This is a genomic window from Paenarthrobacter sp. A20, assembly GCF_024168825.1.
Classification (GTDB): domain Bacteria; phylum Actinomycetota; class Actinomycetes; order Actinomycetales; family Micrococcaceae; genus Arthrobacter.
The window spans coordinates 2834111-2846215 of sequence record NZ_JALJWH010000001.1 but is presented as its reverse complement, the minus strand read 5'-3'; the positions used below and the strand labels follow the sequence as shown (position 1 = coordinate 2846215).

The following is a 12105-nucleotide window of genomic DNA, read 5'->3' as shown; positions in this document are numbered from 1 at the left end:
GCCCTGTGTATACACTGATGGCATGCGCGCCAGTGATAGGGCTTACAACGCCCTCCGTGAAGACATCATTGAATGGCGCCTTCGGCCAGGCACGGTCCTCGCGGAAGTCGAGCAGTCCGAACGTCTTGGCGTGTCCCGCACCCCGGTCCGGGAAGCGCTGAGCCGGCTCACCGCAGAAGGACTCACGACGGCGGCAGGAGGCCGCGGCGTCGTCGTTACCGATATCTCGCTGGACAGCATTGACGAACTGTTCGAACTGCGCGAAACCCTTGAGGTGAGGGCCGCGGCCCTGGCCGCCCAACGTGGCGAGCCGGGGGTGTTCGCCGAGCTGCATGCCCAACTGCTGCTGGCGCCTGAATTGCTCAGCGACGAGGACCCCGCGCGGCACGAGTACTACGCGTTGGTTAGCCGCTTGGACGACGCCATCGACTCTGCAATTTCAAACAGCTATTTGGCCCAGGCCATGCGCAGCCTCCGAGTCCACTTGGTCAGGGTCCGCCGGCTGGCAGCCGACGACGCAGCCAGGCTCCACGCGGCCGCCGCCGAGCACGCCGCCATCGCCGAGGCCATCGCCGCCGGCAACCCGCGGCTGGCAGAGGCCGCAACCACACTTCACCTCCACCGCAGTCTCACCCACGTCAAGGCCGCTCATCCGGCCCGCTAGAACGACTCACTAGAAGGAGCACCATGGTCAAGATCAACCACGTCCGCGTCTACAAGAGCGAAGAGAACCTCCCCCGCGAGGAGCAGTTGGCGCACAAGATCGCCGTGGTCGCCGCCGACCCCGTCGAGGTCACCCCGGAGGTCACCGACATGGTGATCAACCGGATCATCGACAACGCTTCGGTGGCCATCGCCTCGCTGAACCGGGCACCCATCGTCGCCGCCCGCGCGCAGGCCCTCACGCACGCGCCCAGTACCAACGGCAAGGGCGCCCACGTTTTCGGCATCAGCGAGCAGGTCTCCCCGGAGTGGGCTGCCTGGGCCAACGGTGTTGCCGTGCGCGAACTCGATTACCACGACACGTTCCTGGCCGCGGATTACTCCCACCCGGGCGATAACATCCCGCCGATCCTCGCCGTCGCCCAGCACGTCGGTTCCAACGGCGCGGACCTGGTCCGTGCCATCGCTACCGGCTACGAGATCCAGGTGAACCTTGTCAAGGCCATCTGCCTGCACAAGCACAAGATCGACCATGTGGCCCATCTCGGCCCGTCCGCCGCAGCCGGTATCGGCACGTTGTTGGGCCTCGATGTTGAGACGATCTTCCAGTCCGTGGGCCAGGCCCTGCACACCACCACGGCCACCCGGCAATCCCGCAAGGGCGAAATCTCCACCTGGAAAGCCCACGCCCCGGCCTTCGCAGGCAAAATGGCCGTCGAAGCCGTAGACCGCTCCATGCGCGGCCAGACCTCACCGGTGCCGATCTACGAAGGCGAAGACGGCGTGATCGCCTGGATGCTGGACGGCCCGGACGCCTCCTACGAGGTTCCCCTGCCGCTGCCCGGTGAAGCCAAGCGCGCCATCCTGGACACGTACACCAAGGAACACTCTGCCGAATACCAGGCCCAGGCGTGGATCGACCTCGCCCGCAAACTCCACCGCGAGCACCCCGAAACCACCGACCCGGCCAAGGTGGAATCCGTGCTGATCAAGACCAGCCACCACACGCACTACGTGATCGGTTCCGGCGCGAACGACCCCCAGAAGTACTCCCCCACCGCATCCCGTGAAACCCTGGACCACTCCATCCCGTACATCTTCACCGTCGCCCTGCAGGACGGCGCCTGGCACCACGTGGACTCCTACGCCCCCGAACGCGCCGCACGCCCGGACACCGTGGAACTCTGGCACAAAGTCACCACCGTGGAAGACCCGGAATGGACCCGCCGCTACCACTCGTTGGACATCGCAGAGAAAGCCTTCGGCGGCACTGTTGTCATCACACTCACGGATGGGTCGGTTGTCACGGACGAGATCGCCGTCGCCGACGCCCACCCGCTCGGTGCCCGGCCGTTCGCCCGCGAGCAGTACGTGAACAAGTTCCGCACCCTCGCCGCCGGGTTGGTGGAGGAAGCCGAAATCGAAAGGTTCCTGGCCGCCGTCGAACGTGTCACCGAACTGGGCGAAGGCGAACTGGACCAACTGAACATCACAGCAGCACCCGGCGTGATCGACCTCAGCAACGCACCCAAGGGACTGTTCTAAATGCTGTACTCCAAAGTCACGCCCGAACAGAAACGGCTCAAGCTGCGGGAACTGCTGGCCTCCGGGACCGTGCAGCAGTTCCCGGGTGCGTTCAACCCGCTCTCAGCACGGCTGATCGAGGAAAAGGGCTTCGCCGGCGTGTACATCTCCGGCGCCGTCCTGGCCAACGACCTCGGGCTGCCGGACATCGGCCTGACCACCCTGACCGAGGTAGCCACCCGGGCCGGACAGATCGCCCGCATGACGGACCTGCCCTCCTTGGTGGACGCCGACACAGGCTTCGGCGAACCCATGAACGTAGCCCGCACCATCCAGGAACTCGAAAACGCGGGCCTGGCCGGCTGCCACATCGAGGACCAGTTCAACCCCAAGCGCTGCGGGCACCTGGACGGCAAGAACGTCGTCGACATCGACACCGCCACCAAACGCATCCGCGCCGCAGCAGACGCACGCCGCGACCCGAACTTCCTCATCATGGCCCGCACAGACATCCGCGCCGTCGAAGGAATCCAGGCCGCACAGGACCGCGCCAAAGCACTGGTGGATGCCGGCGCCGACGCCATCTTCCCCGAAGCCATGCGTGATTTGAGCGAGTTCCAGGCCATCCGCGACGCAGTTGACGTGCCCATCCTGGCCAACATGACCGAGTTCGGCAAAAGCGACCTCTTCACCGTGGAGCAGCTTCAGGGCGTCGGCGTGAACATGGTCATCTACCCGGTCACCCTGCTCCGCATTGCCATGGGCGCTGCAGAGCGTACTCTGGAATCGATTAAGGCTGCGGGGACCCAGGAAGCGCAGGTGGAAAACATGCTCACGCGTGCGCGCCTCTACGAACTCGTCGACTACGAGGCATACAACCAATTCGATACCGGCGTTTTCAACTTCCAGGTTCCTGGCACTCGCTAGGACCCGGGATTCATACAGGGGAAAGCAGGCAGTCCGGGGCTTCCGGGCCGCTTGCATTATGAACGAAGGAGAGCAGCATGGCAGCTGTTGACATCAAAAAAGGCCTTGCCGGCGTCGTGGTGGATTACACCGCCGTCTCGAAGGTCAACCCGGACACCAACTCGCTGCTGTATCGCGGGTACCCGGTCCAGGAATTGGCCGCCAAATGCAGCTTCGAAGAGGTTGCCTACCTGCTGTGGAACGGCGAACTGCCTGACGAAGCCCAGCTGGCAGAATTCACTGCCCGGGAGCGTGCAGGCCGCGCCCTGGACCCCGTGGTCAAGTCGGTGGTGGATACGTTGCCCACTACGGCGCACCCCATGGACGTCTGCCGCACTGCCGCATCGGTGCTCGGTGCCCGGCACGAACTGGCCGAGGATTCCTCCCCCGAGGCAAACATGAAGAAGGCCATCGACCTCTGGGCGGCCATGCCTGCTGTCGTGGCCTATGACCAGCGCCGCCGCCGCGGCCAGGACGCGATCGAACCGCGTCAGGACCTGGACTACTCGGCGAACTTCCTGTGGATGACGTTCGGCGAAGAGCAGGTTCCCGAAGTGGTTGAGGCGTTCAACGTCTCAATGATCCTGTACGCCGAGCACTCCTTCAACGCCTCCACCTTCACCGCCCGCGTGGTCACGTCCACATTGTCAGACCTGCACTCAGCGGTCACCGCAGCAATCGGCGCCCTCAAGGGTCCGCTGCATGGCGGTGCCAACGAGGCCGTGATGCACACGTTCGATGAGATCGGTATCCGCAGCGAAGAATCCCTCGAGGAAGCGGCCACACGGGCCCGTGCTTGGATGGAGGACGCCCTGGCGCAGAAGAAGAAGGTCATGGGCTTCGGACACCGCGTCTACAAGCACGGTGATTCCCGCGTTCCCACTATGAAGGCCGCACTGGACAAGATGATCGCCCACTACGGCCGGCCTGAGCTCCTGGGGCTCTACAACGGCTTGGAGCAGGCCATGGACGAGGCAAAGGCCATCAAGCCCAACCTCGACTACCCGGCCGGCCCCACGTACCACCTCATGGGCTTCGACACCCAGACTTTCACGCCCCTGTTCGTCGCCAGCCGCATCACGGGATGGACCGCACACATCATGGAGCAGGTAGCCGCCAACTCGCTGATACGTCCTTTGAGCGAATACAACGGCCCGGAAGAGCGGCACGTGCCGTAACGCTTCTGGTACTTCAGGAGACTTACGACGGCGGGCCGGTCACCGACATGGTGACCGGCCCGCCGTCGCTGTTCCTAAGGCTCCCGGTCCACCCTTAAGGCTCCTGGTCCACCCACTCAACGGTGCTCACGTCGGCCACACTCTCGTTGTCCTCGGCCAACGCAACACGCACGGCGATCCGCTGACCCGAGATCATGGCCGGCAGCCAATGCTCGGCATCGGCCCACATGCGTTCCACCGGAAGCCGGGCAACGGGGAACCACTCAGGGGCGATCTCGTCGCTTTCGGACGGATCTCCCTCCCATGATCGAGTGAGGAACACCGTTGTGGCCATGTTCCAATCCGGCCTGGCCGGAAACACAAAGTCGACACTGCCCGCCGGAATCAGATCCGGGGCACGGACCACTACATTGATCTCCTCCATGACCTCCCGGCACGCCGCCTGCGAGGCGGTCTCCCCCAACTCCACGTGTCCGCCGACACCCACAATTTTGCCCCGGCCAAAACCAGTCTTCTTGGTCCCCAGCAGAACATGTTCGCCGTCCGCGCCGTCGCGGAGGAGGAAGCACAAGGTCACATGGGCTGCAGTCATGCTGCCTACCTTAACCTGATCTCCCCTGCCGCGGCCGCCATTGCTACAGTGAGCCCATGACTGAAGGTGGGGGTGACGTGCGCGCCACAGTGGCCGCCGTCGACGACGCCGCTGAGCTGCAGTCCACCGTGGGTGGTGCCGGCGACGAAGCTGCTTCTGAAACTGTTCGCAAAGCGAGGCCGGAGCGGGACACGTGGCTGCCCCGATGGCTGGTGGCGCACCCGCTCTACGCAGGCTGGGCCTGGACGGTCGTATGGTCCGGACTCATCGTGTTGGACGAAGTGGTGGACCTCGCCGGATGGAGCTGGTACCTGTTGGTCCTTCTGGCTGCCTTGCCTACCTTGGTCTCGACGCTGGTGGTCCTGCATGCCACGCCCCGGAGCCACCTCAGGGCTGTGGACGCAACGGTACTGGGTCATTTCTTCGTGCGGTTCCTGGCGCTCGTTGCTGCCTTCATGGTGTGGGCCGCCTCCGTGGTGATGAGCGCCTCCATCTCCACAACGGTCCAGTCCTTGATAGGCGACTCCGAAAAGGAAGTCACGGCCCTCGGCTTCAATATCATGCTGGCCGCGGTTCCACTGGTGCTTTCGATCCTCTGGATGGCGTTCATCGTGCGCTGTGCGTGGTTCCTGCGGCGGTTGCGGGGCTGGCGGCAAGTACCGGTGAAGACGAGGGTTCCCAAGAAGTTCCTCAAAGGACGCCCCGAGCTCAAGCGGGTGGTGGTGGGGCTCGCCCACCCGGGACTCTTGCTGGTGGCAGGCCTGGTGACCTCGTTGTTGGCACTGTTCGTCGACGCCCTGGAAGTGACGCTGGACGTACTCGGGTAACTGGGCGGCTGGCCGAGCGCCCTGGTTAGCCGAGCGCCCTGGTTAGCCGAGCGCTCTGGGGTGCGCCGCTGCATAAACCTCGCGCAGCGTATCCGCGGTGACCAACGTATAAACCTGCGTGGTGGTCACCGAGGCGTGACCCAGTAACTCCTGCACCACCCTGACATCCGCACCACCCTCAAGCAGGTGTGTCGCGAAAGAGTGCCTCAGGGTGTGCGGCGAGACGTCCTTGGTGATGTTGGCCTTTTCGGCCGCCACCTTGAGGATGGTCCAGGCGCTCTGCCTGCTGATCCGGCCACCCCGGGCGTTGAGGAACAGCGCCGGCGTGCCTTTGCCCTTGGACGCCAGCAGCGGCCTGCCACGGACAACATAGGCCCCGACGGCGCGGGCTCCGTAAGAGCCAAGGGGCACCAGCCTCTCCTTGGAACCCTTACCGAACAACCGCACGATGGCGGGATCGCCACCGGCGTCTTCGAGGGAAACGTCGTCCACGTCCAAACCGACGGCCTCGCTGATGCGGGCTCCGGTGGAGTACAGGAATTCAAGGAGTGCGCGGTCCCTGAGCCCGGTAGGCGTATCCGCGCCCGCCGCCTCCAGGATGCGCGTGACCTCGCCAACGCTGATGGCTTTTGGAAGCCGCTTGCCGGGCATGGGCGGGTGGACATCGCTGGCGGGGTCCGCCGTCGTGGTTCCTTCCAGCGCCCAGAACTTGTGAAGTCCGCGGACGGCCACAACTGTTCGCGCCGCAGAGCGCACACCCAGCACAGCGGCACCGTCGCTGCCGTCTGACAGTGCCTGAACGAAAGCGGTCACGTGATGCCGGGTAATATTGCCGGGCCGTTCCACTCCCTGTGTCGCCAGGAAATTCGAGTACCTGGCCAGGTCACGGCGGTACGCAGCCAGGGTATTCGCGGCCAGGCCGCGCTCTACACCTACATGCTGAAGGTAGTCCGTTACTGCGCGATCAATGCCGGTAGGAGTTCGCGTGGCGGCTTCGGCCATGCTCAGCGCTGGCTCGGATGGGCCGGCCACGGCGCGTTGGCAGGACGAAGGCTGGTGAATCCATCAGCTTTCGCGGCAGCAGCAGCCAAGATACCGACTACCGCCGAGGGATTGTGGAGGCGGCCCTCGAGCACAGCCCGTACCGCGTCTTCGAGGGGAACCCAATGCAACTCGATCTCCGCCTCTTCGTCGGTGCGGGTGTGGCGATCCGCTTCCGGGACATCGCTGAGTCCGCGTGCCAAATAGATGCGGATGGCCTCACTGGACGAGCCCGGCGAGTTAAAGAAGTCCGCCAGGACGTTCCACGTGGCCGCGTTGAGGTCAGCTTCTTCTGCCAGCTCCCGTGCCGCGCCCACCACGAAGTCCTCGCCTTCGATATCAAGGAGGCCGGCCGGAATCTCCCAGAGGTCCATACCCACGGGATGCCGATACTGCTTCAACAGCAGGATCTCGCCGTCCACGTTCATGGGAAGCACCGCTACGGCGCCCGGATGGTCGATGTAGTCGCGAACCAGGGTGTCAGTGTCTTCGCTGAGCTGGAACGAGTCGCTGACGACGTCCCAAATGCGGCCTTCGTAAACCTTGTTGGTAGACAAAAGACGGCGCGGGCTCGGCATATCCGAAACCTGCCTTGAAGTGCGGGGGGTTTCAGAAATACCGGGCATCGCGCCGTCCTTCGTTAGTTCTTGCGTTTACTTGGCAGCTACCGCGCGGGCATCGGACTTGGTGTCCACGGCTACGCCTTCACGACGCTCCAGGGCAGCCTTGACCAGGCCTGCGAACAGCGGGTGCGGACGCGTCGGGCGGGAGCTGAGCTCCGGGTGCGCCTGTGTTGCCACGTAGAACGGGTGGACTTCGCGGGGAAGCTCAACGTACTCCACCAGCTTGCCATCGGGAGAGGTACCGGAGAACACCAGGCCCTTGGCAGCGATCTGCTCGCGGTACTTGTTGTTGACCTCGTAGCGGTGGCGGTGGCGTTCGCTGACCGTGGTGGTGCCGTAGGTCTCGGCAATGACCGAGCCCTCGTCCAGCTTGGCTTCATACAGGCCCAGGCGCATGGTGCCGCCGAGGTCGCCCTTGCCGTCCACGATGTCCAGCTGCTCTTCCATGGTGGCAATGACCGGGTACTTGGAATCGGGCTCGAACTCGCTGGAGGAAGCACCTTCGAGGCCAACGACGTTGCGGGCGTACTCGATCACCATGCACTGCAGGCCAAGGCACAGGCCCAGGACCGGGAGCTTGGTTTCACGGGCGAACTTCAACGCGCCGAGCTTTCCCTCAAGGCCACGGATGCCGAAGCCACCGGGCACGCAAATTGCGTCTACACCGGCGAGGGCCTTGGTCGCACCTGCGAGGGTTTCGCACTCGTCCGAGGGGACCCAGCGGATCTTGACCTTGGCTTCGTTGGCGAAACCGCCGGCGCGCAGTGCCTCTGTGACCGAGAGGTAAGCGTCCGGAAGGTCGATGTACTTGCCCACCAGTGCAACCTCAACCTCATGCTTGGGGTTGTGGACGGCTTCAAGCAGCTTGTCCCACTTGCTCCAGTCAACGTCCTTGAACGGCAGGTCCAACGCACGGACGATGTAGGAATCCAGGCCCTGTGAGTGAAGGGTCTTGGGGATGTCGTAAATGCTGGGTGCGTCGGCGGCGTTAACCACGGCATCGATGTCGACGTCGCACATGCGGCCGATCTTCTCACGCATGGCGTCCGGCACTTCGCGGTCGGAGCGGATCACGATCGCTTCAGGCTGGATACCAATGGAGCGGAGCGCTGCCACGGAGTGCTGCGTCGGCTTGGTCTTCAGTTCCTGGGAAGGACCGATGTACGGGACCAGCGAGACGTGCAGGAAGAAGACGTTGTTGCGGCCAACATCCTGGCGGACCTGGCGGGCCGACTCCAGGAACGGCTGCGACTCGATGTCGCCCACCGTGCCGCCGATTTCGGTGATGATGACGTCCGGAGCGTTCTTGCCCTCGGCAGGCAGGCGCATGCGGCGCTTGATTTCATCGGTGATGTGCGGAATGACCTGGACGGTGTCTCCGAGGTATTCGCCGCGACGTTCCTTGGCGATAACGGTGGAGTAGATCTGGCCCGTCGTGACGTTGGCCGAACCTTCAAGGTTTTCATCGAGGAAGCGCTCGTAATGTCCGATGTCGAGGTCGGTTTCGGCGCCGTCATCCGTCACGAATACTTCGCCGTGCTGGAAGGGGTTCATCGTGCCCGGATCCACGTTCAGGTAGGGATCGAGCTTCTGCATAGTTACAGACAAACCGCGTGCCCGCAGCAGGTGGCCGAGGCTTGAAGCCGTCAGACCCTTACCGAGCGAGGACGCCACACCACCGGTGACGAAGATGTGTTTGGTCGTCTTGGACGAGCCCGGGAACCGGGAATTTACACGGGAATTTGATCGCTGCACCACGGAATTCGAGCTTATCATCAATTACGCCTTCCAAGCGTCTGTTCGGATTCCCCAAATGGTCAATAGTTGCTCACCACCGCATTCCAAGCAAGAGCCGGGCGGGATTAAGTATCCGGATGTGATAGTGCTCGCACTCCCCTCGGCGCCTCGTTCCAAAGCTAAGCGCGCTGCGGCAGGAGCTTCGCGTCGTCCAACAATTCCTGGGCGTGCGCCTGCGCGGACTCAGAGTCCTCTTGCCCGGCCAGCATGCGGGCCAGTTCCTTGACGCGCTCGTCATCGCTCAGCAGCTGGACGTCACTGGAGGTGAAACCTGTGGTCGTCTTCCCGTCGGCGCCCCGCACGGACGTTTTTGTCACGCGGATGTGCTGATCGGCGAAGGCAGCTACCTGGGGCAGGTGCGTTACCACCAGGACCTGGACGTGGCGGGCCAGCATGGCGAGCCGGCGTCCGATTTCGACGGCGGCACGCCCACCCACGCCTGCGTCCACCTCATCGAAGACGAACGTCGGAACAGGATCGACTGCGGCGAGCACTACCTCGATGGCCAACATGACCCTGGACAGTTCACCCCCGGAGGCTCCCTTGCCCAACGGACGTGCCGGGGCGCCTGAGTGCGGCTGGAGGAGGAAAGCGATCTCGTCGGAGCCCCACGGGCCCAGCGCGCCGCTGCCATCGACCTCGATGACCAACGTGGCGTCCGCCATCGCCAAGGCCTTCAGCTCCGCGCTCACCCGGGCTGAGAGGTCCTTGGCCGCTTTGAGGCGGGCCTTGCTGATGGCCGATGCCTGCTTGCGGAGAGTTGCCTCCGCAGAGGCCACTTCAGCATCCAGGGACTCGATCCGACTGGAGTCATCCTGCAACTCGTCCAGGCGCGTCCTCGCAGTAGCCGCCCATTCGAGCACTTCGTCGATACTCGGGGCATATTTGCGGATCAGCTTGGCCAGGGCGGCCCGGCGTTCCTCGATTTCGGAGAGCCGCTCAGGGCCTTCGGTGTCCAAGGCGGCTTGGTAGCTTGAGAGCTCGGCCGCGATGTCGTTGAGCAGGAATCCCACCTCGGCAAGCCGGGCAGCAGCGGATCGCAGTTCTTCGTCGTGGTCGGCTACGTGTTCCAGAGTCCGTTTCGCCGCATCCACCATGGACGTTGCATCCCCTGCATCCCCGAATTCCTCGGCGATGAGGGACTCATGGGCGGCCGCTGCCGCCAACCGGAGTTCTTCCACGTTGGCCAGCTTCACTGCCTCGGCCTTCAGCGTGTCGTCCTCACCAGGCTGAGGATCCACTTCGTCAATTTCCTTCAGGGCCGCGTCCAAAGACTCAGCTTCCCGCAGGCGTTCGCGGGCTTCGCTGCGGAGCGTTTCAAGTTCTGCCTGGATGGCTTTCCAGTGGTTATAGAGTTCTTGGTACTCCCCCAGCACCTTCGCCAGTGGTGCCCCGGCAAACCTGTCCAGGGCATGCCGCTGCGCAGTGGCGCTCTTGAGACGGATCTGGTCCGACTGGCCATGGACCACCACCAGGCTCTCCCCCAGTTCGGCCAACACGCCCACAGGTGCCGCGCGCCCGCCAACGTATGCCCGGCTGCGACCATCGGCACCCACGGTGCGGGCCAGCAGGAGCTCAGCCACGCCGTCGAACTCTTCCGCTTCGCCGCCGGCCTCCTTGGCACGCTCCACAGCGCTGTGCGCGGGGTCCAGCTTCAGCACAGCTTCGGCGGATGCGGACTTGGCGCCGCTACGGACGGCGCCGGCATCCGATCGGGCACCCAGAAGAAGCCCGACGGCGGTCACCACCATGGTCTTGCCCGCGCCGGTTTCGCCGGTCACGACGCTCAGGCCAGGCCCCAGCGGCAGGGCGGCGTCGGTTATGACGCCAAGGTCACGGATTCGGAGTTCTTCAAGCATGGTTCACTTCGCATTCGTGGAGTCGGGAAGGTCACCGTCCCGGGGACCATCTACATCCCGCGGACTGGGCAACGGAGCCGGTGAAAGGGTACGGATGACGGGGATGGGACCGGTGTGGACTTCGCCGCTCCGGGGAGCCGGGCCACGCCAGCCGTGGATGGGCAGCTCGAACTTGCGGACAAGCCGGGCTGAGAACGGCGTCTTGTGTGTGCGCGCGAGCCGCACCGGAGTCGCGGAGCGCGTGACTTCAACGCGGGCACCCGGAGGGAGATCCACGGAACGCCGCCCATCGCACCAGAGGACGCCCAAGGCGTCGGTCCTGCTCATGATTTCCACGGCCAGCTTCGACCTCGGCGACACCACCAAGGGCTTGGCGAACAGCGCATGGGCACTGATGGGAACGATGACCAAGGCTTCCACCTCAGGCCATACCACTGGCCCGCCGGACGAAAAGGCATAGGCAGTGGAACCCGTGGGGGTTGCCAGGACAACGCCATCACATCCGAAGGACGTCAACGGACGTTCATCCACTTCCGTGACGACTTCCAACATGCGTTCGCGGTTGGCCTTCTCAATGGCTGCCTCGTTCAGCGCCCACGTGTGCCAAATCTTCTGGCCCTTGACCCAGACCTGGACGTCGATGGTCATGCGCTCTTCCACCGTGTACTGACGGCTGGCAATCCACTCGACGGTCTGGGCGAGGTCGGCGCGTTCACTCTCGGCCAGGAAGCCAACGTGACCCAGGTTCACACCCAGCAGCGGGACGTCCACTTCTCGGACCAACTCTGCGGCCCGCAGGATGGTTCCGTCGCCGCCCAGGACCATGACCAACTCCACGTCCTCCAGGTTGACGTGGTCGTTGAGAATCTCAATAGGCGTATCCAACGCACCGAAAAACCGCTCAATATCGGCGAGCTCGGACTTTTGCAGCACGGGCACCAAGCCTGACGAATGCAGTTGCGTACAGGCATCCCACGCTGCACGGAGCGATTCCTCCCGCCCTGTGTGGGCAAGGACAAGTACACGCCTGCTCAT

Annotated in this window: 11 protein-coding genes; 5 read left to right on the top strand and 6 right to left on the bottom strand. The window is 64.0% G+C overall.

Annotated features, from left to right (window positions below; all coding sequences use genetic code 11):
• Positions 1 to 22: 22 nt before the first annotated feature.
• The 4 genes from J3D46_RS13240 (at position 23) to J3D46_RS13225 (ending at position 4331) form a co-directional block, all read left to right on the top strand.
• Entirely contained in the window at positions 23 to 664 is a 642-nt protein-coding gene (locus J3D46_RS13240; protein ID WP_231339113.1) for a GntR family transcriptional regulator, read from the top strand.
• 23 nt (positions 665 to 687) lie between these two features.
• Positions 688 to 2208: an MmgE/PrpD family protein gene (locus J3D46_RS13235; protein WP_231339115.1), complete on the top strand. Its 1521-nt coding sequence runs from the start codon at positions 688 to 690 to the stop codon at positions 2206 to 2208.
• A complete protein-coding gene (gene prpB, locus J3D46_RS13230; RefSeq protein ID WP_231339117.1) occupies positions 2209 to 3114 on the top strand; it encodes a methylisocitrate lyase in 906 nt (301 codons plus the stop codon). It begins immediately after the preceding gene.
• A 77-nt stretch (positions 3115 to 3191) separates the two neighbouring features.
• Positions 3192 to 4331: a bifunctional 2-methylcitrate synthase/citrate synthase gene (locus tag J3D46_RS13225; protein WP_231339119.1), complete on the top strand. Its 1140-nt coding sequence runs from the start codon at positions 3192 to 3194 to the stop codon at positions 4329 to 4331.
• A gap of 94 nt (positions 4332 to 4425) precedes the next feature.
• Here the strand turns inward: J3D46_RS13225 and J3D46_RS13220 are convergent, their stop codons facing one another.
• Positions 4426 to 4923, bottom strand: coding sequence for an 8-oxo-dGTP diphosphatase (locus J3D46_RS13220; protein ID WP_231343186.1), 498 nt, complete (start codon positions 4921 to 4923; stop codon positions 4426 to 4428).
• Positions 4924 to 4979: 56 nt separating this feature from the next.
• Between J3D46_RS13220 and J3D46_RS13215 the strand changes: the two genes are divergently transcribed.
• Positions 4980 to 5750, top strand: coding sequence for a hypothetical protein (locus J3D46_RS13215; protein ID WP_231343188.1), 771 nt, complete (start codon positions 4980 to 4982; stop codon positions 5748 to 5750).
• Positions 5751 to 5792: 42 nt separating this feature from the next.
• Here J3D46_RS13215 and xerD read toward each other — a convergent pair whose 3' ends face one another.
• From xerD to J3D46_RS13190, 5 genes are all read right to left on the bottom strand, one after another.
• Complete coding sequence (gene xerD, locus J3D46_RS13210) at positions 5793 to 6752, bottom strand: site-specific tyrosine recombinase XerD (RefSeq protein WP_231343204.1); 960 nt, start codon at positions 6750 to 6752, stop codon at positions 5793 to 5795.
• Positions 6753 to 6754: 2 nt separating this feature from the next.
• Positions 6755 to 7417 carry an NUDIX hydrolase gene (locus J3D46_RS13205; RefSeq protein ID WP_231343190.1) on the bottom strand — a complete coding sequence of 221 codons (663 nt, stop codon included), beginning with the start codon at positions 7415 to 7417 and terminating at the stop codon, positions 6755 to 6757.
• Between the two features lie 27 nt (positions 7418 to 7444).
• Entirely contained in the window at positions 7445 to 9190 is a 1746-nt protein-coding gene (locus J3D46_RS13200) for a CTP synthase (RefSeq protein WP_231343193.1), read from the bottom strand.
• A 140-nt stretch (positions 9191 to 9330) separates the two neighbouring features.
• On the bottom strand, positions 9331 to 11070 hold the full coding sequence (recN, locus tag J3D46_RS13195; protein ID WP_231343196.1) for a DNA repair protein RecN: 1740 nt from the start codon (positions 11068 to 11070) through the stop codon (positions 9331 to 9333).
• 3 nt (positions 11071 to 11073) lie between these two features.
• Positions 11074 to 12105: an NAD kinase gene (locus J3D46_RS13190; protein WP_231343197.1), complete on the bottom strand. Its 1032-nt coding sequence runs from the start codon at positions 12103 to 12105 to the stop codon at positions 11074 to 11076.